29 protein-coding genes are annotated in these 24,917 nt (G+C 38.7%); 24 read left to right on the top strand and 5 right to left on the bottom strand.

Annotated elements, in window-relative coordinates; translation table 11 throughout:
* The first annotated feature begins 80 nt into the window (after nucleotides 1-80).
* The 14 genes from KP710_RS08030 (at nucleotide 81) to KP710_RS07965 (ending at nucleotide 7,190) form a co-directional block, all read left to right on the top strand.
* The gene (locus tag KP710_RS08030) at nucleotides 81-380 is read left to right on the top strand and encodes a hypothetical protein (RefSeq protein WP_215771067.1); all 300 of its coding nucleotides are present in this window, start codon (nucleotides 81-83) and stop codon (nucleotides 378-380) included.
* Nucleotides 380-913, top strand: coding sequence for a hypothetical protein (locus tag KP710_RS08025; RefSeq protein ID WP_215771066.1), 534 nt, complete (start codon nucleotides 380-382; stop codon nucleotides 911-913). Before KP710_RS08030 ends, KP710_RS08025 begins: the two co-directional genes overlap by 1 nt.
* Nucleotides 876-1,040, top strand: coding sequence for a hypothetical protein (locus tag KP710_RS08020; protein ID WP_215771065.1), 165 nt, complete (start codon nucleotides 876-878; stop codon nucleotides 1,038-1,040). Before KP710_RS08025 ends, KP710_RS08020 begins: the two co-directional genes overlap by 38 nt.
* 2 nt (nucleotides 1,041-1,042) lie before the next feature.
* Nucleotides 1,043-1,186, top strand: coding sequence for a hypothetical protein (locus KP710_RS08015; protein WP_215771064.1), 144 nt, complete (start codon nucleotides 1,043-1,045; stop codon nucleotides 1,184-1,186).
* Between the two features lie 9 nt (nucleotides 1,187-1,195).
* Nucleotides 1,196-1,696, top strand: a complete 501-nt coding sequence (locus tag KP710_RS08010) for a siphovirus Gp157 family protein (RefSeq protein ID WP_215771063.1) — start codon at nucleotides 1,196-1,198, stop codon at nucleotides 1,694-1,696.
* Between the two features lie 10 nt (nucleotides 1,697-1,706).
* Nucleotides 1,707-2,360, top strand: coding sequence for an ERF family protein (locus KP710_RS08005; protein ID WP_215771062.1), 654 nt, complete (start codon nucleotides 1,707-1,709; stop codon nucleotides 2,358-2,360).
* Nucleotides 2,361-2,369: 9 nt separating this feature from the next.
* Nucleotides 2,370-2,804: a single-stranded DNA-binding protein gene (locus KP710_RS08000; protein ID WP_215771061.1), complete on the top strand. Its 435-nt coding sequence runs from the start codon at nucleotides 2,370-2,372 to the stop codon at nucleotides 2,802-2,804.
* A gap of 61 nt (nucleotides 2,805-2,865) precedes the next feature.
* A complete protein-coding gene (locus tag KP710_RS07995) occupies nucleotides 2,866-3,657 on the top strand; it encodes a DUF7666 domain-containing protein (protein WP_215771060.1) in 792 nt (263 codons plus the stop codon).
* A gap of 72 nt (nucleotides 3,658-3,729) precedes the next feature.
* Entirely contained in the window at nucleotides 3,730-4,626 is an 897-nt protein-coding gene (gene rdgC, locus KP710_RS07990) for a recombination-associated protein RdgC (protein ID WP_215771059.1), read from the top strand.
* Nucleotides 4,623-4,868, top strand: a complete 246-nt coding sequence (locus KP710_RS07985; RefSeq protein ID WP_215771058.1) for a hypothetical protein — start codon at nucleotides 4,623-4,625, stop codon at nucleotides 4,866-4,868. The genes rdgC and KP710_RS07985 overlap by 4 nt, the downstream gene beginning before the upstream one ends.
* Nucleotides 4,865-5,221 carry a hypothetical protein gene (locus KP710_RS07980; protein WP_215771057.1) on the top strand — a complete coding sequence of 119 codons (357 nt, stop codon included), beginning with the start codon at nucleotides 4,865-4,867 and terminating at the stop codon, nucleotides 5,219-5,221. Before KP710_RS07985 ends, KP710_RS07980 begins: the two co-directional genes overlap by 4 nt.
* A gap of 67 nt (nucleotides 5,222-5,288) precedes the next feature.
* Nucleotides 5,289-5,729: an HP1-YO09 family phage-derived protein gene (locus tag KP710_RS07975; RefSeq protein WP_215771056.1), complete on the top strand. Its 441-nt coding sequence runs from the start codon at nucleotides 5,289-5,291 to the stop codon at nucleotides 5,727-5,729.
* Between the two features lie 173 nt (nucleotides 5,730-5,902).
* On the top strand, nucleotides 5,903-6,145 hold the full coding sequence (locus tag KP710_RS07970; protein ID WP_048952983.1) for a hypothetical protein: 243 nt from the start codon (nucleotides 5,903-5,905) through the stop codon (nucleotides 6,143-6,145).
* A 13-nt stretch (nucleotides 6,146-6,158) separates the two neighbouring features.
* Nucleotides 6,159-7,190: a tyrosine-type recombinase/integrase gene (locus KP710_RS07965; protein ID WP_065265122.1), complete on the top strand. Its 1,032-nt coding sequence runs from the start codon at nucleotides 6,159-6,161 to the stop codon at nucleotides 7,188-7,190.
* Nucleotides 7,191-7,338: 148 nt separating this feature from the next.
* Here KP710_RS07965 and rplY read toward each other — a convergent pair whose 3' ends face one another.
* The gene (gene rplY, locus KP710_RS07960) at nucleotides 7,339-7,626 is read right to left on the bottom strand and encodes a 50S ribosomal protein L25 (protein WP_005633680.1); all 288 of its coding nucleotides are present in this window, start codon (nucleotides 7,624-7,626) and stop codon (nucleotides 7,339-7,341) included.
* A 225-nt stretch (nucleotides 7,627-7,851) separates the two neighbouring features.
* On the opposite strand from rplY, the gene KP710_RS07955 reads away from it, so the two are divergent.
* Nucleotides 7,852-8,448 (top strand): DedA family protein, encoded by a 597-nt coding sequence (locus KP710_RS07955; RefSeq protein WP_111407929.1) that lies wholly within the window; start codon nucleotides 7,852-7,854, stop codon nucleotides 8,446-8,448.
* Nucleotides 8,449-8,518: 70 nt separating this feature from the next.
* On the opposite strand, the gene ribE is transcribed toward KP710_RS07955, so the two are convergent.
* Nucleotides 8,519-9,133 carry a riboflavin synthase gene (gene ribE, locus KP710_RS07950; RefSeq protein ID WP_111407930.1) on the bottom strand — a complete coding sequence of 205 codons (615 nt, stop codon included), beginning with the start codon at nucleotides 9,131-9,133 and terminating at the stop codon, nucleotides 8,519-8,521.
* Nucleotides 9,134-9,175: 42 nt separating this feature from the next.
* Between ribE and hmrM the strand changes: the two genes are divergently transcribed.
* From hmrM to KP710_RS07925, 5 genes are all read left to right on the top strand, one after another.
* Nucleotides 9,176-10,570, top strand: a complete 1,395-nt coding sequence (hmrM, locus tag KP710_RS07945; protein ID WP_111407931.1) for a sodium-coupled multidrug efflux MATE transporter HmrM — start codon at nucleotides 9,176-9,178, stop codon at nucleotides 10,568-10,570.
* An 8-nt stretch (nucleotides 10,571-10,578) separates the two neighbouring features.
* The gene (sfsA, locus tag KP710_RS07940; RefSeq protein ID WP_111407932.1) at nucleotides 10,579-11,295 is read left to right on the top strand and encodes a DNA/RNA nuclease SfsA; all 717 of its coding nucleotides are present in this window, start codon (nucleotides 10,579-10,581) and stop codon (nucleotides 11,293-11,295) included.
* Between the two features lie 224 nt (nucleotides 11,296-11,519).
* On the top strand, nucleotides 11,520-12,707 hold the full coding sequence (gene tyrS, locus KP710_RS07935) for a tyrosine--tRNA ligase (protein WP_111407933.1): 1,188 nt from the start codon (nucleotides 11,520-11,522) through the stop codon (nucleotides 12,705-12,707).
* Nucleotides 12,708-12,776: 69 nt separating this feature from the next.
* Nucleotides 12,777-13,703: a fructokinase gene (gene cscK / locus KP710_RS07930; RefSeq protein WP_111407934.1), complete on the top strand. Its 927-nt coding sequence runs from the start codon at nucleotides 12,777-12,779 to the stop codon at nucleotides 13,701-13,703.
* 78 nt (nucleotides 13,704-13,781) lie between these two features.
* Entirely contained in the window at nucleotides 13,782-15,236 is a 1,455-nt protein-coding gene (locus KP710_RS07925; protein ID WP_111407935.1) for a glycoside hydrolase family 32 protein, read from the top strand.
* 107 nt (nucleotides 15,237-15,343) lie between these two features.
* Here the strand turns inward: KP710_RS07925 and hemA are convergent, their stop codons facing one another.
* Entirely contained in the window at nucleotides 15,344-16,660 is a 1,317-nt protein-coding gene (hemA, locus tag KP710_RS07920; RefSeq protein WP_111407936.1) for a glutamyl-tRNA reductase, read from the bottom strand.
* Nucleotides 16,661-16,847: 187 nt separating this feature from the next.
* Entirely contained in the window at nucleotides 16,848-17,549 is a 702-nt protein-coding gene (gloB, locus tag KP710_RS07915) for a hydroxyacylglutathione hydrolase (RefSeq protein ID WP_065265129.1), read from the bottom strand.
* Between the two features lie 33 nt (nucleotides 17,550-17,582).
* Between gloB and KP710_RS07910 the strand changes: the two genes are divergently transcribed.
* On the top strand, nucleotides 17,583-18,281 hold the full coding sequence (locus KP710_RS07910) for a methyltransferase domain-containing protein (RefSeq protein WP_065265130.1): 699 nt from the start codon (nucleotides 17,583-17,585) through the stop codon (nucleotides 18,279-18,281).
* On the opposite strand, the gene KP710_RS07905 is transcribed toward KP710_RS07910, so the two are convergent.
* Entirely contained in the window at nucleotides 18,278-19,084 is an 807-nt protein-coding gene (locus tag KP710_RS07905; RefSeq protein WP_065265131.1) for a methyltransferase domain-containing protein, read from the bottom strand. The two genes, KP710_RS07910 and KP710_RS07905, sit on opposite strands and share 4 nt — an antisense overlap.
* 231 nt (nucleotides 19,085-19,315) lie before the next feature.
* Between KP710_RS07905 and KP710_RS07900 the strand changes: the two genes are divergently transcribed.
* From KP710_RS07900 to gyrA, 3 genes are all read left to right on the top strand, one after another.
* Nucleotides 19,316-19,792 carry a hypothetical protein gene (locus KP710_RS07900; RefSeq protein ID WP_065265132.1) on the top strand — a complete coding sequence of 159 codons (477 nt, stop codon included), beginning with the start codon at nucleotides 19,316-19,318 and terminating at the stop codon, nucleotides 19,790-19,792.
* A gap of 136 nt (nucleotides 19,793-19,928) precedes the next feature.
* Nucleotides 19,929-21,692, top strand: coding sequence for a 30S ribosomal protein S12 methylthiotransferase accessory factor YcaO (gene ycaO / locus KP710_RS07895; protein WP_111407937.1), 1,764 nt, complete (start codon nucleotides 19,929-19,931; stop codon nucleotides 21,690-21,692).
* A 569-nt stretch (nucleotides 21,693-22,261) separates the two neighbouring features.
* Nucleotides 22,262-24,904, top strand: a complete 2,643-nt coding sequence (gene gyrA, locus KP710_RS07890; protein WP_111407938.1) for a DNA topoisomerase (ATP-hydrolyzing) subunit A — start codon at nucleotides 22,262-22,264, stop codon at nucleotides 24,902-24,904.
* The last annotated feature ends 13 nt before the right edge of the window (nucleotides 24,905-24,917 follow it).

Genomic DNA, 24,917 nt, shown 5'->3' with positions numbered 1-24,917 from the left:
ATTTGCTCGTTTTAATATGTGGCTTATCGTTATTTTAATCTGTGTACTACTCGCTGACAAATGCAGCTAAGGAACCAAAAATGCAAAAATTTACTGACGCATTCGCTGAAACCATCCCATTTCTTTGTAAAACAGCCATCGCCTTTGCCCTCGCTTTTTTAATTGGCGGTATCGCCTACTGTTTTGCCGATGAACCTACCGACTGGCACGACAACACACTAAGCGAACAAATCCAACAAGAAGAACGCGCAAAAGCCAAAGCACAATGGCGTGAAGAAAACGGCATCTATCAAGCGAATTTAACGCCACAGGTCAATGCTGATATGTATCGTTATGTCGAGCAAAAGCAAGCCGAAATTAACCGCACTTGGAGTAAATAATGAAAGTGGAAAGCTACAAAACACAAATCATCCGTACAGAAACCGGAAAATATTTTGGCGAATTATGGGTGAACAATAAGCTGTACCAAAAAACCGCCTATTTTGCCAATGAAACCATTGCAACCTTACGCCTAAATAAACGAATCGAAAATTTTAATGCAATGGAAAACACCAAAATTCCGCCTTATCAAAAAGATGCCAGTACGAATCAATTTAAAGCGGAACTAGTAGAAAGTGCGAAAGAAAATCAACCTATTCCCCCAACTGAAAAAGCAGAATCGGAAGAAGAAAAACCACTTGAAAAAGTTAAGCCAAAAGCCACAAAACCCCGTCGAAAACCGTTCACCCCTTATGGATTAAACGGCTATTTTGTGGATAAACAAGGCAATATCCGCCTGCATTTAGACCGAAAAGCACACGCACATACTATCGTGCTAAACCCTGAAATGTTCTCGATGCTTGCCAATATGGTACAAGCCACGCAGGAGCAAAACAATGAAACGCACAACGCTATCTCCTTGGCAATGCGATAACCCCTATGATTACTACGCACAATTTGAAACCGAAAGCATAGAGCGAGACGAGCCAGAAGAAGATTGGCGTGAACCTGAAGATGCTGATTGTGAATATTGGCAATCCAATTGTTATGGGAGAAGTTAAAAATGGAAGAAACACCGCGTGAACGCCTAGAAAGCAAGGCGGATTTGTTAAATGCTATTCGAGATTGGTTATGGCAAGAACGAATTACGCCAGAAGAATTACAAGCTGAAATTGAATATATCCAGCGAAACCCACTACCATTTTAAGGAGTTACCATGAAACTTTACGAAATCACCGAACAACTCGAAAACATCAAAGAATTGCTCGAAAATCCTGAATTTGCAGATAACGCTGATATTTCCAAAGCATTAGATGCAGTGCAGCAAGATTTTGACAAAAAAGCGGAGAATGTCGTCTATGTCATTAAAAATACAGAGGGCGACATTGAAGTGATTGACGCTGAAATTAAACGCTTACAGGCAATGAAAAAGCAACGCCAAAACGGTATTGAGCAGATTAAAAACTACCTCAAACACAATATGGGAGTAACTGGCACGGCAAAAATTAACTGCCCCTTGTTTACCATTTCTTACCGCGAAAGTAAGCAAAGTGCGGTGCAATTAGACGAAGATTTATTTCTCGCCAACAACTGCGATGAAACCCTTGTTAATGTGAAAATCACAGCAAATAAAACCGAAATTAAAGCACGATTAAAAGCAGGGGAAGAAATTCCTGGTGCGAAATTGGTTGATAGTCAAGTTCTGACAATTAGATAAGGAAAGAGAAATGGAACTGCAAAGTGCAAATTTAAGTGAGCTTATGCCTGAACTTATTCAAGCGATTAGCCAGCTTGGGAATCTAAGCAAAGATAAACAAGGTTATGGTTATAAATACGCAGAACTAAGCAAAGTGCTTGATACCTGTCGCCCAATCCTTGCGGAGCATAATTTAGTTATCACGCAACTTGTTACCGTCCTAAATGACGAGCCAACACTTGTAACGACACTCTTTCACAAAAGCGGGCAGTTTTTACGGAGCTGTTATCCATTGGTTAAGGCTGGAGTTAAGCAAGCTAACGATGCTCAACAAGTTGGTGCAGCCATTACCTATGCACGTCGTTACGCCTTAACCGCAATGTTGTTTATGGCGCAAGAAGATGATGATGCGGCAAGCGTGGGAAAGCGTGATCAGTCATCGCCCCCAAAGTCCGAACGATCAAACAACTCCAACAAATCGACCCAGCAGGCTATGAGCTCTACTCAAGCTAACGTAACTAGCAAATCGGTTATAGAGCAACTTAAAGATAGGCTGAAAGGAAAAACCAAAAAGGAATGCGGTGAAATTTACGATAAGTCTATCGTTTGGTTAGAGGAAAAACACCCCGATCTCGTTGATGAATACAATCTAATGTATAACGATTATTTACTTAATTTAATGTAAGGAAAAACTATGGCTCGTAACACCAACACCGTGATATTAGTCGGTCATTTAGGCAGTGACCCAGAAATCCGCCAATTCCAAAATGGAGGGCAAATTGCCACATTTAATCTTGCTATCGGTGATGATTACCGAGATAAACAAGGCAATACGGTTAAACGTACGCATTGGATACCCATTGTGGTACACGGCAACTCTGCTGATGTAGCAAGACAATATCTGCAAAAAGGCTCAAAAATCTGCGTAACAGGAAAGCTGGCACAGGGAAGCTGGCAAGACCAAAACGGTAATAACCGCACCGCACTTAAAGTAGCGACACAATCGTTTGAAATGCTAGACAGCAAGGCAAGCAATGAAACACAACAGCCAACCAAAGACAAAGAAAAAATCGACCCATTAAGCGCAGCAGCAGAACAAGATGGGTTTAATGATAATATTCCATTTTGAATTACATGATAAGCCACTAACCAATAGTGGCTTTTTTATTATACAAATTTGAGAGACAAAAATGGCTGAAGAAAATAAAGAGATTATAGCTTATAAAGGTTTTAACCAAGACTGGACTTGTCGAGGTTATCAGTATGAGGTAGGCAAAACGTATGTGCATAAAGGTGATGTTAAGGCTTATGGGAGTGGATTTCATGCCTGCGAATACCCTCTTGATGTGCTTAGCTATTACAGTCCAGCGGTAAGTAAATTTGCTGTAGTTAAAATGAGCGGCGAAACATCAAAAGATAGTGATGATACAAAAATTGCATCTGCAAAAATCACGATCGAAACCGAAATTAACTTACCGGAAATGGTAAAAAAAGCCGTTGAATGGATAAAAGGTAAAGTTGATTGGGATGCTGCCAAGGTGTCCAATACAGGCGATTTGTCGGTAGCAACCAATACAGGCTATCGGTCAGTAGCAACCAATACAGGCTATCGGTCAGTAGCAACCAATACAGGCGATTGGTCGGTAGCAACCAATACAAGTAGTCGGTCGGCAGCAACCGATACAGGCAATCGCTCGGTAGCAACCAATACAGGCAATCGCTCGGCGGCAACCAATACAGGCGATCTGTCGGCAGCGGAAGTATCTGGCGAGCAATCTATAGCTGTTGCGCTTGGTTGGCAATCTAAAGCTAAGGCGAGTATCGATGGTGCGATTGTTTGTGTGTATCGCAATGATGATGGAGAGCTAATTCATATTAAAGCATCAAAGGTCGGTGAAAATAACATCAAAGCTGATACTTGGTACACGTTAGATGATATAGGTGAGTTTGTTGAGGTTAAAGATGGGTTCGTAGTTGAATAACACTACTACGAAGATGATGCTTAAAATCTGCCGCTATTAATTAGCGGCTTTTATTTATGAGGAATAATAAAAATGTACTGGTTCAAAAATGCAATTATTTACCAATTAACAAAACAAATAGACTTTGAGAATATCGAGAAACAACTCAAAGAATGTGAATTTACTCCGTGTGGTTCGGCAGATGTTAGCCATTTCGGTTGGTCTGCTCCGCTCGTCACCAGAGAAAATTTAGCACATCAAGCGGACGGAAAAATCTTACTTGTGGCAAAGCGTGAAGAAAAGATTTTACCAATAGAAGTTGTGAATCGTGAACTCAATAAACGAATCACTGCACTTGAAGAAAAAGAACAGCGAAAATTAAAGAAAGTAGAACGATTATCCATAAAAGATGATGTGATAGCTACCCTACTTCCGCAAGCGTTTTCTCGTATCAAAACGACCGCACTTTATATCGACACATTGAAACAACTTATCTTTGTTGATGCAGCATCAAGTAAAACAGCCGAAGATGCACTTGCACTTTTGCGTAAATCGCTCGGTAGCTTGCCAGTAGTACCGTTGGCGTTTAATAGTGCACCATGTGAAGTGATGACAAAATGGGTTACAGATACTGCGCCCGATTGGCTAATCTTGCGTAAGGAAGTGGAAATCCGCGAAAAAGAAGATCTTGGCGTTATTCACTGCAAGCAAAAAGATGTTGAAGACGAGGAAATTATTGAGATTGTTCAAAATGGCTTGATCTCTAAACTCGCGCTTGAGTGGGAAAACAACCTTAAATTTATCTTGGTTGAAGATGGCACGCTGAAACGACTGAAGTTTGACGACAATATCATCGAGAAGAACGATGACATTGTAAAAGAAGATGTGACAGCTCGTTTTGATGCAGACTTTGTTTTAATGATAAACGTGCTTGGCAAAACAGTGGATAGCCTAATAAAAGAATTTGGCGGGATTAGGGATAGATTATGAGATTACTTAAACGGCTAGCTGAAAATATTCTGATGGAAGATCTTAGACGATTATATAAACATATTGATAAATCTATCGAACTCCATGAGTTGGAGCTACGAAAATTGGGTGAATTAATTAAAAGTCTGAAAGCTGAGAATGATCAACTAAAACTGGAAAATACAAAGCTTGAAACTGAGCTTAGAGCGATAAAACAAGAACGTATTTTTAGTAAACGTAAAAAGAAAAGTAAACGTAAATGAATGAAATTAACATCAAAATCCCACTGCATAAACTCCAAGATTTAATGATTAGTCACGTCCGATACAGCTTGCCACGACATACTTATATCGTTAGCGAAACTATTCACGATGTTAAAACCTACTGGGGCGTGTTAAGCAGCAACACTCGAGAGGTAATTACGCGCGATATTAATGAGCATCTGAAACGCTGGGCAAGCGACCGAAATAACGCATTCCACAAACTTGACTACGATTCGTGGGAGGAACTATTTGACTGGATAAATGATAACCGCAGTAGCGCATCAACAATGGCTACAACAGCAAAACCGCTTGTGCCTGTGTTGCCTGTGGTAAATCTTGGTAAGCAAAAATAGAAATTAATATTTAACAAACCCAATAGGCGTTCCAAGTGAGCGCCTTTTGTTTTAATGGAGAAAGAAAATGAAAGAATTTAACTTAGATGCAGCTTTAAATGGCGAACCAGTAAAGCTCGCCTGTGGAAGAAAGGCATACATACTTTACGATTTAAGTAGATACCCTGAATTATTAAAACACGCAAACAGACGGCCTTTAAACGGACTTGTTATGTCTGATTGTGAAGAGAATGACTGCTACCCAGCTAGCTGGCTTCCAGATAGCAAGAATTCGTTTGATCAAGATAACGTAATCGGAATGTGGGAAGAGCCAAAGATTAGGATTGAAGATTTACCTAAGCCGTTTTATCCAAAAATGGGTGAATGGTTTTATTATGTGAATCCCCTTGGTGTAGTTAAAGACACTAGAGCATCTAATTATACTGGACCTCTTTATGGTTGCTTTAAAACGGAAAAAGATGCTCAAAAATGGCTTGATTTTATGAAAAGTATGATGGTAGCAAGATGATGAAGCCAATTTGGAAAGATGTAGAAACCGTTAATGAGGGATAAAACCCATTTACAGCCCATTAAATCTCCCCTAGCCCCTCTTTACGAAAGAGGGGATAAGTTAGATGAAGTTGGCTAACTAAAATAAATCGTTATAACCGCTCTTATGGGCGGTTTTTTATTGGAGTAAATATGGGAAGAGAATTTTTTGATGAATACTGCAGTCCAGAATTATTAGCGTTAATAACTGGATATGTTTGTCCTAAATATCAGATGAAAAGCTTAAATGAATTCGGAATTCCTTTCCTTCACCCAAAAGGAAATAGAAAATTCCCGCTTGTGTTACGATCTGATGGTGACAAAATTTTGAAAGGTGAGAAAGTGCAGCCGATTACACAAACAAAGGAAAGACGGCGGTCTGCAGTATTAAGTTAGTAAGGGGGATATTATGGCACGTCCAAGAAAACGAATTAATCAAGGATTGCCACAAGGTTTAGTGTGTCGGAATCGAAAAAGAGCGGATGGCTCAATCGTGGTTTATTATTACTACACGATGGCAGATAAAAAAGAAGTTGCTTTAGGTAAAGATAAGCACATTGCTATTCTGGAAGCAGCAAAGCTGAATATGCAGTATCTGACGAAAAAAGATAATATCCTTTTTATTGAAGTGCTTGAGCGATATGAAAAAGAAGTTGTGCCGCTTAAAAAAGCGAAGAACACTCGAAGCTCAAACATTCAGGCAATAAAGAAATTACGCCAATACTTCCAAGATCCACCATTTACCCTTGATGAAATACAGCCTATACACATCCGTGAATATTTAGATTGGAGAAAAGACGTTAAACCAACCGCAAATATCGAAGTTGGGTTATTTGGACACATTTGGAGCATGGCGAGAGAATGGGGTTACACTGAAAAGATCAGCCCATCAACAGGGGTTAAAAAATTCAAAGTGAATTACCGTGATGTGTACATTGAAGATTATATCTTGGATAAAATCTACGACTGCGCCACAGGTGATATGAAGGACATTATGGATGTGATGTATTTAACCGGACAACGCCCAATAGACGTGGTAAAAATCCATAGTTCACATATCTACAACGATTTACTGCATATTACACAGCAAAAAACAGGTAAACGTGTTGCTATTAAAGTCATAGGTAAATTAAAAGAGATTATCGACAAGCGGATCACTGAAGAAAATCAGTTTCTATTTACGAATAAATGGGGGCGAAAGCTCGAGCGGAGATCACTTACAGATTATTTCAAGGATACACGTAATGCGGCATCAAGAAAATATAAAGAGCTAGCCGAAGAGATCAACCAAGTGCAATTGAGAGATCTTCGCGCGAAAGCAGCAACAGACCTTTCATTAATGATTGATGATGAACGAGCAAGAAAACAACTTGGCCATACTTCTGCACGTACCACTCAACATTACATCAGAAAAGAAAAACCACTCAATCCAACCAAATAAAAAAGGCCCTTCATTTGAAGAGCCTTTTTTTGTCACAAATCACGTTCCGAAACGTTTTTAAAACCCATTGATTTTATTAAAGTTTAAAACCTAAAAATAAGAAAAGGTTTCGGAATTAAAATTGACTTTAGATAGCGTAAATACTGGATTATGCTCTTTTGAAGTCAATATGAACCAATTTTGGTTTGAATGGGTGACGTTGCATTGCTTGTACTTTAACTGCAACCTCTTTACCACCGATTACTAAAGTAATCACTTCAGAATAGAAAGATTCATGTGCTTGCGCGTTGTTTAATTCATCATGGTTTAAGATGATTGAAACTGGCTCTTCGCTGCCACCATAAACGATTGCAGGGATTTGACCATTGTGACGCAGGCGGCGGCTCGCACCCTTACCTTGCGCTGTACGAACTTCAGCGTTAAATTTAAATGCCATTTTAATGTTCTCTTTAAATTAATGTTAAAAGAAAGAAAATTGCAGGCGACCCAGCAATTTTCCAAATATTGGTCTCAAAGACAAGCATTGAGCCATGCTTTGAGACGGCGGATTATAGAATATCCCGCTTTTCAAAGCAAACTTTTTCTAGGCTTTTTACCCTGAAAAGATTAGAATGCTTAGCAGTTTTTTACGATATTCATTAAAAAATAAAGTAGGAAGATTATGGAATTTCTGATTGGATTTTTTACTGAGTACGGCTATTGGGCTGTTCTTTTTGTTTTAATTATTTGCGGATTTGGCGTACCGATTCCTGAAGATATCACGTTAGTTTCTGGCGGTGTGATTGCGGGGCTTTATCCTGAAAGTGTTAATTCACATTTAATGTTGCTAGTCAGTATGATTGGTGTACTTGCGGGCGATTCTAGTATGTATTGGCTTGGTCGTATTTATGGCACGAAGATTTTACGTTTTCGCCCAATGCGTAAAATCGTGACATTACAACGTTTAAGAATGGTGCGTGAAAAATTCAGCCAATATGGCAACCGTGTGTTATTTGTCGCACGTTTTTTACCCGGTTTGCGTGCCCCAATTTATATGGTCTCTGGTATTACTCGTCGTGTAAGTTACACACGTTTTGTCTTAATTGATTTCTGTGCTGCCATTATTTCTGTGCCAATTTGGGTTTATTTAGGCGAATTTGGCGCAAAAAATTTAGACTGGTTACATGCTCAAATTGAAAAAGGTCAAATGGTGATTTATGTGCTTATCGCTTTACTTGCCCTATTCCTTGTCTGGAAATGGAAAAAATCGAAAAAATAAACGAAGTCATCAAGCAAAAGAGCGGTTAAAAAATTCTGTGTTTTTTAGCCACTCTTCTTATTTCAATAGACTATAAATTTCTCGCTTTTAAATAATTTTCCACAGTATCCACAATGGCTTGCGTTTGAGGATCGATTTCAATATTCACAATATCGCCCACTTTACGTTGCCCCATTAAGGTTCGTTGCAAAGTTTCAGGAATTAAATTCACACAGAATTGCGTGCCTTTTACTTCGCCAATAGTGAAGCTAATACCATCTACGGCAACAAATCCTTTCGTTAAAATGTATTTCATTACATCTGCGCTTGGCAACTCAAACCAAATTTGTCGGTTATTTTCACTGGCAATAATGTCTGAAATGGTTGCGGTGCAATACACATGACCAGATAATAAATGCCCGCCGATTTCGGTTCCCATTTGCATGGCTCGTTCAATATTTACATTATCACCTACTTTCAATAAGCCAAGATTCGTAATTCTTAAGGTTTCTTGCATGAGATCAAAGCTCACGAGATCGCCGTTAATTTCAGTCACAGTTAAACATACACCGTTATTTGCCACCGATGCGCCAATTTCTAGGTCTTTACGCATTTCAGGTGGTAATTTTACCACTTGTGTTCTAAAATTAGCCTTTTCTGTAATTGAATGAATAAGCGCAGTGCCTTGTACAATTCCGGTAAACATATTTTTTCCTTTTCTAAAAATTTTTCTTAGTATATCAAATTTATGAATTTTCGTCTTTTATCCCAATATCACGCTGATATTAAAAAATTAATTAAAATATCCTTACCCATTTTATTAGCGCAAATCGCACAAAACTCTATGGGATTAGCGGATACCATTATGGCTGGTCGAGTGAGTTCCACTGATATGGCTGCAATTTCTGTTGGCGCGTCTATTTGGATGCCATTAGTGCTTTTCGGGCAAGGGTTATTGCTCGCTTTGCCGCCCACGATTTCCTATTTAAACGGTTCAGGCCAACGCCATCGTATTGCCCATCAAGTTCGCCAAGGCATTTGGCTTGTGTTAGGCGTGAGTATTCCTTTAGGTTTGCTGATTTATTTCTGTGAAATTCCGCTGCAATATATGCAAATGGAAAGCAAAATGTCAGATTTAGCACGCGATTATTTACATGCGATGTTGTGGGGATTGCCTGCTTATTTGATGCTGATTAATTTTCGTTGTTTAAATGATGGTATTGCCAAAACCAAGCCAGCAATGGTCATTACCTTTTTAGGTTTACTGCTGAATATTCCGCTTAATTATATTTTTATTTATGGAAAATTTGGCATGCCTTCTTTTGGTGCAGTTGGCTGTGGTATTGCGACAGCTATTGTGAACTGGGCAATGTGCTTAATGATGATGTTCTATTCTTACACGAATGCTCAAGAACGTTCACTAAAAGTATTTAGCCAATTAATTGAAATGCCGAATCCCAAAACGCTTAAAAAACTACTGCGTTTAGGCTTGCCCATTGCTATTGCACTTTGTTGTGAAGTGGCATTATTTGCCCTCACTTCGTTAATGCTTTCTCCGCTGGGCTCAACTATTGTGGCGAGCCATCAAATTACATTGAATACCAGCTCTTTCATTTTTATGTTCCCCCTGTCAATTGGTATGGCAACGACAATTTTAGTCGGACAAGCATTGGGCGCAGGTTCTCCACAAAAAGCAAAAAAAATGAGCTATGCAGCATTATTATTAGGGCTGACTGTCACAATCATTACCGCATTAATTACGATTTTCTTCCGTTATGAAATTGCATCTATTTTCGTAACCGATGAAATTGTCATCACCATGGCGGCAAATTTATTATTATTTGCCGCACTTTATCAATTTTCAGATACCATTCAAATGGTGGTTGGCGGCATTTTACGTGGCTATAAAGACACCAAAGTAATTTTATATATTACCCTTTTCTCTTATTGGGTAATTGGTGTGCCACTTGGTTATACGCTCGGTCGTACAGATTGGCTTGTGCCACACATTGATGCGAAAGGTTTCTGGATTGCCTTTGTGGTCTCACTCACTTTTGCGGCGTTCTTACTTTCTTTAAGAATGAAAAAAATGCAAGCCATGAGTGATAACGCTATTTTACAACGTTTAGAAAAACTCAAATAAGGAACTTTATGCAACTTCCAGCTTTACAATCAGCAAAGTTAATTCGTCGTTACAAACGCTTTCTTGCGGATATTGAACTACCTACGGGTGATATGATGACAATTCATTGCGCTAATACAGGCGCGATGACTGGCTGCGGTGAAAAAGGCGACACGATTTGGTATTCACATTCCGATAGCCAAACCCGTAAGTATCCTCATTCTTGGGAACTCACTCAACTGGAAAACGGGCAACTTTGCTGTATCAATACGCATCGTTCTAATCAGATTGTTTTTGAAGCACTGCAAAATAAGCAAATCAAAGAATTGGCAATGTACGACGAAATTTATCCTGAAGTGAAATACGGCGAAGAAAACAGCCGAATTGACTTCCTACTGAAAGCTGAAGGCTTACCTGATTGCTATGTAGAAGTGAAATCCATCACCTTAGTGAAAGGAAATTTAGGTATGTTTCCTGATGCAGTGACTACGCGTGGACAAAAACATGTCCGTGAATTACTCGCAATGAAAAAACAAGGTCATCGCGCAGTGGTGCTATTTGCTGGCTTACATAATGGTTTTGATCGTTTCAAAATCGCAGAATATATCGATCCCGAATATGATCGCTTATTAAAAGAAGCAATGGAACAAGGCGTTGAGGCCTATGCTTATGCGGGTAAATTTGAAATTTCTAATGGAATTCCTACCGCACTTTCCTTAACAGAATTGGTGCCTTATATAAAATAATATTTTTTGAGAATTATTTTCATTTTCTCGTTGACAAGATTATTGATAACAATTATCATCTAATCATTCCAACAATAACAGAGCGTTTTCTTAATTTGAAGCGTTCAACAGATAATCACTCCAACATTCCCGCCTATTTCCCCACAAATAGGCGTTTTTTTTATTCACAAATCGCCAAGAATCCCTATAATAAAACCTTTCAAAAAAATAATTAGGAAATAATAATGACTGACATTAATACCGTTCTCGCGGAACTAAAGCGCGGTACTGATGAAATCCTTTCAGAAGCGGATTTAATCGAAAAACTGAAAGAAAATCGCCCATTAAAAGTAAAATTAGGCGCCGATCCAACCGCACCAGATATTCATTTAGGGCATACCGTTGTATTAAACAAACTGCGTCAATTTCAACAACTCGGTCATGAAGTCTATTTCTTAATTGGTGATTTCACGGGAATGGTAGGCGATCCATCAGGTAAAAATGCCACTCGTCCTCCACTCAGCCGTGAAGATGTATTGCGCAATGCGGAAACCTATAAAGAGCAAATTTATAAAATTCTCGATCCACAAAAAACCAAAATTGTCTTCAACTCTGAATGGTTAAGCAAACTTGGTACAGAAGGTATGATTCGTCTTGCAAGTAATTACACCGTTGCGCGTATGCTTGAACGTGACGACTTCAAAAAACGCTTTGGCAACAATCAACCTATTGCCATCCATGAATTTATTTATCCATTGCTACAAGGCTATGATTCTGTTGCATTAGATGCAGATGTAGAACTAGGCGGTACAGACCAAAAATTCAACTTACTTGTTGGTCGTGAATTACAAAAATCAGCAGGCAAAAAACCACAGGTTGCGATTACACTTCCATTACTCGTTGGTTTAGATGGCGAGAAAAAAATGTCCAAATCACTTGGCAACTATATCGGTGTAACAGAAGCACCAAACGATATGTTCGGTAAAGTGATGTCTATTTCAGATGAACTCATGTGGGATTGGTATAACCTTCTTTCATTCCGTCCATTAAGTGAAATTGCACAATTAAAATCGGAAGTAGAAAACGGCAAAAATCCTCGTGATGTAAAAATCTTACTAGCAAAAGAATTAATTGCTCGTTTCCACAATGAAGAGGCAGCAAACGCCGCAGAACAAGAATTCATTAATCGTTTCCAAAAAGGCGCAATGCCTGATGAAATGCCTGAATTTACGTTCTCTGGCGAAATAGGTTTAGCTACCTTATTAAAAGAAGCGGGACTTGTGCCTTCCACTTCAGAAGCGATTCGCTCTGCTCAACAAGGCGGTGTAAAAATCAATGGTGAAAAAGTCGATAACGTAAAAGACAATGCACCAAAAGGTACAAATGTTTACCAAGTGGGTAAACGAAAATTTGCTCGTATAACGGTAGAATAAGAACATAAAATAACCGCGCTTTAAAGTGCGGTTATTTTTAATCAATTTTGTCGTATAAAGGAACGTAAAATGAATCAAAAAATTTGGGTAACTGGTGATGCTGTAGTCGATTTAATCCCAGACGGTGAAAATCACTATTTACGTTGTGCGGGTGGCGCACCTGCAAATGTGGCGGTGGGGATTGCTCGTTTAGGTGGACAAAGTGCATTTATCGGAAGAGTGGGGAATGATCCTCTCGGTCAATTTATGCAAGAAACTCTTAATTCGGAAAAAGTAGATACAACCCATATGATTCTCGATCCTCAACATCGTACATCAACGGTGGTTGTAGGATTAGATAATGGTGAACGTAGCTTCACTTTTATGGTTAATCCAAGTGCGGATCAGTTTTTACAAACCAATGATCTCCCTCATTTTAAATCTGGAGAATGGTTACACTGTTGTTCTATTGCTCTCATTAATAACCCATCACGTGAAGCAACTTTTGAAGCAATTCGCCGTATTAAGGTTGCAGGAGGATTTTTTTCCTTTGATCCCAATTTACGCGAATCACTATGGGCAAGCTTAGATGAAATGAAAAGCATTGTTATGGATGCGGTAGCCCTCGCTGATGTATTGAAATTCTCCGAAGAAGAATTAACGCTTTTAACCAATACTGACAGCCTTGAAAAAGCATTTGAAAAAATCACCGCACTTTATCCTGAGAAATTGATTATTGTCACCTTAGGTAAAGATGGGGCATTGTATCACCTTGCAGGGAAAAAGGATGTCGTTGCAGGTAAGGCATTAAAACCAATTGATACTACCGGTGCAGGTGATGCTTTCGTAGGTGGTTTATTAGCAGGACTTTCTCAACATGAAAATTGGCGTGATAGGGATGTGCTCGTTCGTATTATTCTTCAGGCAAATGCTTGTGGCGCACTGGCAACCACAGCCAAAGGAGCGATGTCCGCCCTACCAAATAAAAATCAATTAACTGAATTTTTAGAAAATTAGTTGCTGAGTGTGTGAATACAAGGTTCACATACTTTTTTTCACTGAATTCGCACATTTCAATTTAGGCACAATACCATAATGATCATTTTTAACAACGGTAAATACAAAAGTATTCTTGCAGCAGAACCAGGTGAGCTCAACACTATACGTCAAACGGTGGAAAGCGATAAAGATTTCTATCCGACCTATCACATTGCCCCACCAACAGGATTATTAAATGATCCGAATGGTTTAGTGTTTGATGGTGAAAAATATCATCTTTTTTATCAATGGTTTCCCTTTGATACATTACATGGGATGAAGCACTGGAAACATTTTATTACAAATGACTTTCAAGTCTTCCAACATGCAGATGATTTAATCCCATGTGAGCCATTTGAATCTCATGGTTGTTATTCTGGAGGGGCATTAAAAGTCGATGCTAAATTAGCAATATTCTATACGGGGAATACTCGCCGTTTGACTGATAATCAACGAATCCCTTACCAAAACCTTGCTATTTTTGATTGTAACGGCATGCTTATCAGTAAACGTCCGCTGATTGAAAAAGCACCTAATGGTTATACAGAACATGTACGGGATCCTAAACCTTACTTGACTCCTGAAGGTAAAATTCGTTTTATCTGTGGTGCGCAACGGCAAAATCGCACAGGCACCGCTCTCCTGTTTGAAATGGATAGTTTAGATGATACGCCTCGTTTACTGGGTGAACTTGACGTCCCTAAATTTAATAACCATCAGGTTTTTATGTGGGAATGCCCTGATTTGATGAAATTAGGCAATAAAGATATTTTTATTTGGTCACCGCAAGGAAAAGCGCGTGAAACGCATCAGTTCCAAAATAACTATCATGCTACTTATGCTATCGGTCAATTAAACCAGTATACTTTTGATGCAGAATATATTGCAGAACTTGATCAAGGCTTTGATTTCTATGCTCCGCAAACCTTTTCAGGTTTAGAAAATAAAGAGAATACTATTCTACTAGGCTGGATAGGCTTACCTGATTTAACTTATCCAACAAATCAATTCAAATGGCATTCAGCCCTTACCATGCCACGCGAAATTCAGTTAAAAAACAATCAGCTATTCCAGCGCCCAATTAAAAAAATCTATGAAAATATGACCGCACTTTTATCCCTCACATTAAAAGGAAAAATGGAAGTTAAACATTTAGATCTGGCTTATTTGAAATTTGATGCGCAAAATCGCCCCTTTACATTAGATTTCTTTTCCAATAAAGCTAAGGAAAAGCTAAGCTTATCTTATGAAAATGGCCTAATTTGCTTAGATCGTCATCAATCCACACAAACTGAGTTAATGATAAAATTTGGATCGCAACGTTACTGCAAAGTACACGAACTTCATACTATCGAAATTTTCTTTGATCGTTCTATTGTAGAAATTTTCTTAAATAATGGTGAAAAAACCATGACATCAAGATTTTTTATCGCAGATAGGGAAAACGTTATTGTAACAAACCGATCTTTAGACATTGAGATTGGCTTTCCTAAATATATTCAATATGTGTAGCTGAAATGAAATGTTACTTCGAGGAAATCTACGTTCTTTTACATTATTAAAAAGAACGTAGGTAAGTTATCGCTGAGTGATATTGGTTTCTTCTTTGAATATTTACCTTATTTTTCATTCAACGGATGATCCAAATGTAAGGCGTTAGAAAATGCATGTAATCCTTCGGCATTACTACTTTTCATCATTGCTTGCATTGTCTGTGTTGGTACGTGAATCAATTTATTCATAAGTTTATAACTCAGCTCTTGCAAAATATCTTCGGCGAGCTCGCCATTTTGTAAACTTAATTGCGCTTTTTCAAGTAGCTCTTGGCGAATTCGCTCCGCATCTTGGCGATAATATTTAATTAAATTAGAGAATTGATGAACCTTTAACCACTCAAAGAAATCATGACATTCTTGAGAAATAATTTCTTGTGCTTGTTCAGAAGCTAGTTCTCGCTGATTCAAATTACGTTGAATGATATCTTGCAAATCATCTACGGTATAATGATATACACTATCAAGTTCTGCCACCGTTTCATCAATATCTCGAGGAACCGCAATATCTACCAATAACATTGGCGCATAATGACGCACTTTTTGAGATTGCTTCACCATGTCTTGAGTGATCAACACATTTGGACTACCTGTAGAGCTAATCACAATATCAGCCTGATGCAATGCATATTGCAATTCATCTAAACCAAATACATCTATCTGCGTCTCAGTTGCTAATTTCTCAACTAATTGCACGGCTCTTTCTCGAGTACGATTTGCAATCATTAATTTTTTCACACCATGACGCAATAAATGACGGCTGACGAGTTCAATCGTCTCCCCTGCACCAACCAGTAAAATATTTAGGTTTCGGAGTGATTCAAAAATCTGACGAGCAAGACTACAAGCAGCATAAGCCACTGATACCGCACTTTCGCCAATATTGGTTTCAGTTCGGACCCGTTTTGCCGTAGAAAATGTTTTTTGAAATAAACGAGAAAGCTCTGTTGATAGAGGTAAATTAGCAGCTTGATAATAATCTTCTGTAATTTGAAATGCTTGTTTTACCTGCCCTAAAATTTGTGGCTCACCTAAAATGAGTGAATCTAATCCACAGGCCACACGCATTAAGTGATTTGCAGCTTGCTGATTTTGATAGGTATAAATACTCGGATTCAGTTCTGCTAAAGAAAGTTGATGGATATCAGCAAACCATTGCTCTGCATTATGCAACCATTTTTCACATTCTTGTGGCGAGATTTGTCGATGATGAAAATACACTTCCGTGCGATTACACGTAGAAAGAATCACGACACCTTCAGCAAGGTTTTGGTGATAAATTTGTTGCAAGGCAAGCTCGCGTTTCTCATTTGAAAACGCGACTTTTTCACGCACTGAAACAGATGCGGTTTTGTGATTAATGCCGAGAACAAGAAGTGTCATAAAATAATTAAAAAATAATCTGTAGAAAGCAAAATTTCAAAAACATAGATATGATACTTTAAGCACCACACCTTATTTCCATCCTGCCCACATATTAATAATAAAAAATACCGTGTATTATTCTAATGAATTGTGACGCATTGAGCAAATTCACACATCATAAATTTATTAGAATCGTGCCAAATGATTAAAAAATATCTTTTGCTTTACGAAGTGCGGTAAATTCTTCAAGTGTTTTTGCTTGTAAAAACGGATTAATTTCTCGCTCTAGTTTTAAGGTTGTCGGCAAACTTGGTTTATTTTCAGCCCGTTGTTTTTCAACCAAAATACGTTGTTTTTCTACCGCACTTTTCTCCACCAGCACGGTTTCCGCAAATGCTAAATTTCCCAATGTATATTCATGAGCAGGGCAAACAATCGTCTCGTCAGGCAATGTATTCAAACGCTGCAAACCTTCAAACATCTGCGCATAATTACCTGTGAAAACACGTCCGCAACCTGCAGAAAATAACGCATCGCCACAAAATAAATGATTATCCACTAAAAAACTAACGTGCTGTTTAGTGTGTCCTCCCGTCGGAATGACATCAATTTGATAATGTTTGGTAAGGATCTTCCCTTCGTTCACAATTTGAGTTGCGCCTTTTTTCTCGCATTCTCGCGGCCCATAAATCGGTACTGTTGGATAACGTTTTTTAAATTCCGACACACCTTGTGTATGATCCTCATGTTCGTGAGTAAGCAACACCGCTTCAACTTTTGCGTTTTGCTTATCTAGCCATGTAAATAGCTTGTCCGTTTCAGGTAAATCGACAATAATAAGAGGCAGATTTTCTCGTTGATAAAGCCAAATGTAGTTATCATTCAGCGCAGGCAAAGCAAATAACATAATCGTCCTTTTCATTTGTGATGGAGGAATAAAATGATTGTAAACTGGAATGCCAAAGCGACCAAGCCTTTCATTCAGCCTGAAAGTTGGCAAAATTTGCCAAAGGGTGATGACTATTGCCAAGCCTTACGCCAAACGTTAATGCCTTGGATACCAAAAATTTTAGGTCATCAGGTTTTGAAAATCGGTGGGTTAAGTGGTGAAGTTACGACGAATTTACCTATGCACCACCAGATTATTTTGAGCGAAAAAATCACGCCAAACCTTGCCGCACTTTGCAATGCTAAAGTTAGCTTAGTTCAAGCAAGCCTCACCGAATTGCCGTTCATTCAAAAAGAAATCCATGCCGCGTTTTTAATGAATACGCTTAATTTTGCACAAGATCCACATCAAATTCTGCGTGAATCTCATCGTGTACTAGCTGACGATGGCTGGATTTTTATTGCTTTATTTAATCCATTAAGTTCGCTGATTTTCAAAAGAAAAATGGGAGATTATCCGTTGCGTCACTACCCTACTTGGCGTGTGATTGATTGGCTTTCATTGCTCAATTTTGAAGTGATTGAAAAATGCCCTATCGCAACCAAGAATAAACGCGCAACAATTTTTTCTTCACTCACGTTAATCATTGCGCAAAAACGTACCTATCCACTGACGCTTACCCCAGAAAAAGTGCGGTCAAAAATACCGGTATTTTTAGAGCCAGTAAATGCATTTAAGCTTAAAAGCTAGGCACGCTCTACATTCCACCAAATCAACGCCCATTTTTTCTGCCCGTGAGAAATTCGTTCGTTGTTAGCTTGTTTACGATCGTAAAAGGCTTTTAAACCTTGTTTTTCTTTTTCGGAAAGTTCGCCTAAAGAAAATTCCACCGAGGCTAATAAATCCTCGTAGCTTTCCCCTTGAAAACAACCCGATTCGGTTTCAATAAAATTCAAATTTGCCTGAATGCCTTTTTGATACAGCCGATTGAGTAAATAAATATAAGTAGGGAAACCAATATCTTCACGGCCAATCGCCTCAAATACGCCCTCATCGAAGAAATGGCGTTGCGTGACAGAAGTCAAAAACACACGTTTTTTCGCTTTGGCACAGAGTTTTTCGATCATATCGTCCAAATCGTCCACCAACGTTGAACGAGATGCCAATACCACATCAGCTTGCGGCACATCATCCCAATTATCTGCCCAAGATTTATGAAATGTCGTGAGGTGATGTAAACCAAATTTCTGTTTGAATTGTGCCAAGCAATCTAACATTCCATTGCTATAATCCAAGGCATATACGATTGAACCTTGTTGTGCGAGTGGCACAGCAAAAGTACCGGGCCCACAGCCAATATCCAACACAGTTTCATCGGTTTGCACATTCATAGCTTGCAATAATTGCTGATTATATGCTGAAGGCTTGCCGACCAAATTTTCTGCCATTTTCACGGCTTTTTTATCCCATTTTGTCGGAGGTAAGTTGTAATGATTACACGCGATTAAGTGTTGTTGATAAAGTTCAGCAAAATTGATGTCGTAAATAGTCATAGTGATTTTTCAATGTAGTTATTCAAATGTCGATGTAAAAGTTCAGGTGAAGTGCGGTTAAAATGATAAAGCATTTTTTCATTTTAACTTTTTAAAAACGAGACATTGCAACCAATTCTACAGTATCGATATATTAATTCAAACATAACGTAGTAAAATAAGATAAAAGAATTCTATAATATTAGGTGTTCTATATTTTCCTATGGTTATTTTGTAGAAAAGGACTATTCAATGAAATTTGAAGTAATTTATAAATTTTTCTTAGTATGGGGATTAGCCTTAAGTTTGCTTTTCGTTGTTGCAAGTGGCATTTCAATGTGGCTAGAATTTCCTTTTGCTCAAGCCTTAGACATTCATCTTTTCTTTGCAGGATTTGCCGTATTTGGTTTGTTACTGCATTTTTATAGCCGCAAGAAGAAATGGGTAAAAATCAACACTCAATTTGCCGATCTCATCACTCATAATCGCATGCCCTCTTATTGCAATTTGGATCACTTGATGATGACTTTCGAACATTTTTCTATTCAACAAATCGCTGAGCAACTCAATCTTTCTCTCCCAATTTTATTAAATGAATTATCACAAGCTCAAATAAACATAACTGATTCCCACCGCACTTTACGTGAAAACTTTCCTCTCAACGATGAAAAAATTTTCGCTACCATTACGATTGCATTGAAAGTGCGGTTCAATCCAACGTTACTTTAACGCCAATCAAATATACGTTAAAAGTGCGGTAAAAAACCCCGAAGTGTTTCGGGGTTTATTTTTGCCGAAAAAATCTTGCCCCGCTATTAAAACTCCCCTATTATTCACCGCACTTTTTTCTTATTTAGGAACAAAAATGACAGAACAAACGTTTATCCCTGGCAAAGATGCCGCATTAGAAGATAGCATTGCAAAATTTCAACAAAAATTGACCGCCCTTGGTTTTAATATTGAAGAGGCATCTTGGCTAAATCCGGTGCCAAATGTATGGTCTGTGCATATTCGCGATAAAGACTGCCCACAGTGTTTTTCGAATGGTAAAGGGGCAAGCAAAAAAGCGGCGTTAGCTTCTGCCCTTGGCGAATATTTTGAGCGTCTTTCCACTAATTATTTCTTTGCTGATTTCTATTTAGGGCAAAAAATTGCAAACGGCGATTTTGTGCATTATCCCAATGAAAAATGGTTCCCGATTGAAGATGATGCCTTACTGCCTAATGGCATTTTAGATGATTATTTATTGGATTATTTTGATCCTAATGCCGAGCTTACGCCTGAACTATTGGTAGATTTACAGTCTGGCAATTATGATCGTGGGATCGTAGCGATGCCTTATGTTCGTCAATCGGATGAACAAACCGTTTATATTCCGCAAAGTATTATTGCCAACCTTTATGTCTCAAACGGAATGTCTGCAGGCAATACGAAATTTGAAGCGCGCGTGCAAGGCTTGTCAGAAGTATTTGAGCGTTATGTGAAAAACAAAATTATCGCTGAAGCGATCAGTCTACCAGAAATTCCAAAATCAGTGATGGATCGCTATCCATCTATTCAGGCTTCCATTGCAAAATTAGAGGAAGAAGGTTTCCCAATTTATGCTTTTGATGCTTCACTTGGCGGAAAATACCCTGTTATTTGCGTCGTATTATTAAATCCGAATAACGGTACGTGCTTTGCCTCTTTCGGCGCACATCCAAATTTCCAAGTAGCGTTAGAACGCACGGTGACTGAACTCTTACAAGGTCGTAGCTTGAAAGATTTAGATGTTTTCTCACCGCCATCTTTCAATAACGATGATGTAGCTGAACACGCTAATTTAGAAACCCACTTTATTGATTCGAGCGGTTTAATTTCTTGGGATTTATTCAAAGAAACGCCTGATTATGAATTTTCTGATTGGGATTTCAGCGACACAACGCAGGAAGAATACAATAATTTAATGGCGATTTTCCGTGCGGATGAAAAAGAAGTTTACGTAATGGATTACAACCACTTGGATGTCTATGCGTGCCGTATTATTGTGCCAGGCATGTCTGATATTTATCCTGCAGACGATTTAATTTACGCCAACAACAATATGGGAATGGATTGGCGCGAAATTTTACTCGATTTACCAAACTGGCATCACGATGCGGAAACCTATCAAGAATTATTAGATGAATTAGACGGACAAGATATTGACGATGCAACTCGCGTGCGTGAATTTATCGGTATCGTTGCACCGAAAAATAGCGGTTGGACAACCTTACGCGTCGGTGAATTAAAATCAATGCTTCACCTTGCATTAGGTGAGTTAGAACAAGCATTAGATTGGGCAAACTGGACGCTGAATATGAATAGCTCCGTATTCACTACAGAACGTGTAAATTATTACCGTGCATTAATTTCTATCATTGAATTACATTTAGATGAAAATCGAGACCCAGCGCAATATCGCACAGTGTTTGAGAAAATGTATGGTAAAAATGCAGTTAAACAAGCTTGGGCAGCTGTCTCTGAAGGTGGTAATCCGTTCTATAATCTTCCTGCAAGTGATGAAAATTTGGAAAACTTTAAGGAACATCAGGCGTTGCTAGGGGCTTATGGGAAGTTGCAGAAAGCAAAGCGATCACATCAAAAATAAATGAGGCTTATTTCGTACTTTCAATTCTTGAAAGTACGACCTACTTTTCTTTGCTTCGCCAAAGAAAAGTAGGCAAAAGAAAAGTGCCCCTGCTTTTCTTTATTTCCTTTGTTTTATACAATTTGCTTAACGGAAATTTTCTAAACTCGCCGTAAACGCCTCAAATAGACGAAAATTTCCTACAAATTCTATGAAACAAAGGCGGAAAAGAAGGGAACCCATTTAATTCTACCTACAAATAAAACGACCTATAAAAATCGCCCTAAAACCAACCGCACTGTTTAAATGATTCTCCGATAAACTCGGGCCCCATATAAATCGCCTTTGCGACTTTCAATTTTTAGGCAATTTTCGTCTGTTTGAGCAACGTAGTTGCGAGTTTAGAAAATTGCCGTAAAGAAAATTGAAACAAAGCAAAGATCAGCGATTTAACTGGGAGTACTTTTCTTTGCTTACTTTCTTTTGTACAAGCAAAAGAAAGTAAGTCGCCATTAGGCGAAATCCTAATGTAAAAAAACATACCTTTATGCTATAATCCGCCACAATTTTTGATCAAAAAAGGAATACCAATGACGGATTCAATCCAATCATCTATCACCCCTGTCAATATCGAAGAAGAACTCAAATCTTCCTACCTTGACTACGCGATGTCGGTTATCGTTGGGCGTGCATTACCTGACGTTCGTGATGGTTTAAAACCTGTTCACCGCCGCGTACTATTCTCAATGGATCGCGAAGGCAATACCGCCAATAAAAAATACGTAAAATCAGCGCGTGTTGTGGGTGATGTAATCGGTAAATATCACCCGCATGGTGACTCAGCCGTGTACGATACCATCGTTCGTATGGCGCAACCATTCTCACTTCGCTATATGTTAGTTGATGGGCAAGGTAACTTTGGTTCAATTGATGGTGATGCACCCGCTGCAATGCGTTATACCGAAGTTCGTATGCAAAAAATTACGCAAGCATTGCTCACGGATTTGGATAAAGAAACCGTCAATTTCTCGCCAAACTATGATGGCGAATTAATGATTCCAGATGTATTGCCGACTCGTATTCCAGCACTTTTAGCAAATGGATCGTCAGGTATTGCAGTGGGGATGGCAACTAACATTCCCCCTCACAACTTAAATGAAGTATTAAATGGTTGTTTGGCTTATATCGACAACAATGAAATTACCATTGATGAATTAATGCAATATATTCCGGGACCAGACTTCCCAACCGCGGCATTAATTAATGGTCGTAAAGGAATTGAAGAGGCCTATCGCACTGGTCGTGGTAAAGTGTATGTTCGTGCTCGTGCAACCGTAGAAAGCAACGAAAAAGGACGCGAGCAAATTATCGTGTCTGAATTGCCATACCAAGTAAATAAAGCAAAATTAGTCGAGAAAATCGCCGAATTAATTCGCGAGAAAAAAATCGAAGGCATCAGCAATATTACTGACCTTTCAAACAAAGAAGGGATCCGTATTGAAATTGATATTAAACGTGATGCAGTAGGGGAAGTAGTATTAAACCATCTTTACTCGCTTACTCAAATGCAAGTGACCTTTGGTATCAATATGGTGGCATTGGATCACGGTCAGCCACGTTTATTTAATCTTAAAGAAATCATTGAATCCTTCGTTTTACACCGCCGTGAAGTGGTTACACGTCGTTCTATCTTTGAGCTTCGCAAAGCGCGTGAACGTACGCACATTTTGGAAGGTTTAGCGGTTGCTCGTTCTAATATCGATGAAATGATTGCGATCATTCGCAACTCTAAAAACCGTGAAGAGGCTGCAACAGCAATCAGTTCACGCTCTTGGACGTTACATAGCGATATTATTAATCTTCTTGATGTTTCTGCTCGTCCTGATGATTTAGAAGAAAATCTTGGTATTCAAGGCGAACAATATTACTTATCGCCAGCACAAGTAAACGCAATTCTAGAACTTCGCTTACATCGTTTAACAGGCATTGCCTTTGAAGAAGTTGTAAAAGAATATGAAGAATTATTAGTTAAAATTGCGGATCTTCTTCATATTTTAAGTAGCGCAGAACGCTTAATGGAAGTGATTCGTGAAGAATTAGAAGAAGTAAAAGCACAATTTGGTGATGATCGTTTAACTGAAATTACCGCAGCTTCTGGTGATATTGATTTAGAAGATTTAATCGCACAAGAAGATGTGGTTGTGACGCTTTCTCACGAAGGTTATGTGAAATACCAACCATTAACTGACTATGAGGCTCAACGCCGTGGCGGTAAAGGTAAATCTGCAACGAAGATGAAAGAAGAAGATTTCATCGAAAAACTACTAGTGGCAAATACTCACGATACGATCCTCTGTTTCTCTAGCCGTGGCCGTTTATATTGGTTGAAAGTATATCAACTTCCACAAGCAAGCCGTGGTGCACGCGGTCGTCCAATTGTGAATATTCTTCCGTTACAAGAAAACGAACGTATTACTGCAATCTTGCCAGTTTCTGCTTACGAAGAAGATAAATTCGTAGTTATGGCAACTGCTGGCGGTATTGTGAAGAAAATCGCCTTAACCGAATTTAGCCGTCCTCGTTCAAACGGTATCATCGCATTGAATTTACGTGATGAAGACGAATTAATCGGCGTGGATATTACTGATGGCAGCAACGAAATTATGTTGTTCTCATCACAAGGTCGTGTGGTACGTTTTGCAGAAAATGCTGTGCGTGTAATGGGGCGTTTAGCAACAGGGGTTCGCGGTATCAAGCTCGCTTTAACAAACGATATTTCTGACGATGAAAGTTCGGTAGAAATTGAAGATATTTCTGATGACAACGCTGAAGCATCATTAGATTTAAATATCGATAAAGTGGTTTCTCTCGTTGTGCCAAAAGGTGAAGGGGCAATTTTAACCGCAACGCAAAACGGCTATGGAAAACGTACACAATTAAGTGAGTACCCAACTAAATCACGTAATACAAAAGGTGTGATTTCAATTAAAGTGAGTGAACGCAATGGTAAAGTCGTTGCCGCAACTCAAGTAGAAGAAACAGACCAAATTATGTTGATTACCGATGCTGGAACCCTTGTTCGCACACGCGTAAGCGAGGTAAGCATCGTAGGCCGTAACACTCAAGGTGTCCGTTTAATTCGTACTGCAGATGATGAACACGTAGTAAGTTTAGAACGTGTTTGTGATGCAGATGAAGAGGATTCCTTGGAAGAAAGCGGTTCTGAAGAATAACCTATTATAAAAG

It is taken from the genome of Haemophilus sp. SZY H35 (genome assembly GCF_018829705.1).
Lineage (GTDB): Bacteria > Pseudomonadota > Gammaproteobacteria > Enterobacterales > Pasteurellaceae > Haemophilus > Haemophilus haemolyticus_K.
Note: the sequence above shows the minus strand (reverse complement) of the source record. Positions and strands in the feature narration are given on the sequence as shown.

Coding starts and splice junctions, on each gene's coding strand:
- tyrS (WP_111407933.1), top strand. CDS start 11,520: ATGACTGACATTAATACCGTTCTCGCGGAACTAAAGCGCGGTACTGAT.
- KP710_RS08025 (WP_215771066.1), top strand. CDS start 380: ATGAAAGTGGAAAGCTACAAAACACAAATCATCCGTACAGAAACCGGA.
- ycaO (WP_111407937.1), top strand. CDS start 19,929: ATGACAGAACAAACGTTTATCCCTGGCAAAGATGCCGCATTAGAAGAT.
- rplY (WP_005633680.1), bottom strand. CDS start 7,626: ATGGCATTTAAATTTAACGCTGAAGTTCGTACAGCGCAAGGTAAGGGT.
- cscK (WP_111407934.1), top strand. CDS start 12,777: ATGAATCAAAAAATTTGGGTAACTGGTGATGCTGTAGTCGATTTAATC.
- ribE (WP_111407930.1), bottom strand. CDS start 9,133: ATGTTTACCGGAATTGTACAAGGCACTGCGCTTATTCATTCAATTACA.
- KP710_RS07905 (WP_065265131.1), bottom strand. CDS start 19,084: ATGACTATTTACGACATCAATTTTGCTGAACTTTATCAACAACACTTA.
- KP710_RS07970 (WP_048952983.1), top strand. CDS start 5,903: ATGGGAAGAGAATTTTTTGATGAATACTGCAGTCCAGAATTATTAGCG.
- KP710_RS08000 (WP_215771061.1), top strand. CDS start 2,370: ATGGCTCGTAACACCAACACCGTGATATTAGTCGGTCATTTAGGCAGT.
- KP710_RS08030 (WP_215771067.1), top strand. CDS start 81: ATGCAAAAATTTACTGACGCATTCGCTGAAACCATCCCATTTCTTTGT.
- KP710_RS07900 (WP_065265132.1), top strand. CDS start 19,316: ATGAAATTTGAAGTAATTTATAAATTTTTCTTAGTATGGGGATTAGCC.
- sfsA (WP_111407932.1), top strand. CDS start 10,579: ATGCAACTTCCAGCTTTACAATCAGCAAAGTTAATTCGTCGTTACAAA.
- KP710_RS07980 (WP_215771057.1), top strand. CDS start 4,865: ATGAATGAAATTAACATCAAAATCCCACTGCATAAACTCCAAGATTTA.
- KP710_RS07910 (WP_065265130.1), top strand. CDS start 17,583: ATGATTGTAAACTGGAATGCCAAAGCGACCAAGCCTTTCATTCAGCCT.
- KP710_RS07925 (WP_111407935.1), top strand. CDS start 13,782: ATGATCATTTTTAACAACGGTAAATACAAAAGTATTCTTGCAGCAGAA.
- KP710_RS08010 (WP_215771063.1), top strand. CDS start 1,196: ATGAAACTTTACGAAATCACCGAACAACTCGAAAACATCAAAGAATTG.
- KP710_RS08020 (WP_215771065.1), top strand. CDS start 876: ATGAAACGCACAACGCTATCTCCTTGGCAATGCGATAACCCCTATGAT.
- hemA (WP_111407936.1), bottom strand. CDS start 16,660: ATGACACTTCTTGTTCTCGGCATTAATCACAAAACCGCATCTGTTTCA.
- KP710_RS07985 (WP_215771058.1), top strand. CDS start 4,623: ATGAGATTACTTAAACGGCTAGCTGAAAATATTCTGATGGAAGATCTT.
- KP710_RS08005 (WP_215771062.1), top strand. CDS start 1,707: ATGGAACTGCAAAGTGCAAATTTAAGTGAGCTTATGCCTGAACTTATT.
- KP710_RS08015 (WP_215771064.1), top strand. CDS start 1,043: ATGGAAGAAACACCGCGTGAACGCCTAGAAAGCAAGGCGGATTTGTTA.
- gloB (WP_065265129.1), bottom strand. CDS start 17,549: ATGTTATTTGCTTTGCCTGCGCTGAATGATAACTACATTTGGCTTTAT.
- gyrA (WP_111407938.1), top strand. CDS start 22,262: ATGACGGATTCAATCCAATCATCTATCACCCCTGTCAATATCGAAGAA.
- KP710_RS07975 (WP_215771056.1), top strand. CDS start 5,289: ATGAAAGAATTTAACTTAGATGCAGCTTTAAATGGCGAACCAGTAAAG.
- KP710_RS07995 (WP_215771060.1), top strand. CDS start 2,866: ATGGCTGAAGAAAATAAAGAGATTATAGCTTATAAAGGTTTTAACCAA.
- rdgC (WP_215771059.1), top strand. CDS start 3,730: ATGTACTGGTTCAAAAATGCAATTATTTACCAATTAACAAAACAAATA.
- KP710_RS07955 (WP_111407929.1), top strand. CDS start 7,852: ATGGAATTTCTGATTGGATTTTTTACTGAGTACGGCTATTGGGCTGTT.
- hmrM (WP_111407931.1), top strand. CDS start 9,176: ATGAATTTTCGTCTTTTATCCCAATATCACGCTGATATTAAAAAATTA.
- KP710_RS07965 (WP_065265122.1), top strand. CDS start 6,159: ATGGCACGTCCAAGAAAACGAATTAATCAAGGATTGCCACAAGGTTTA.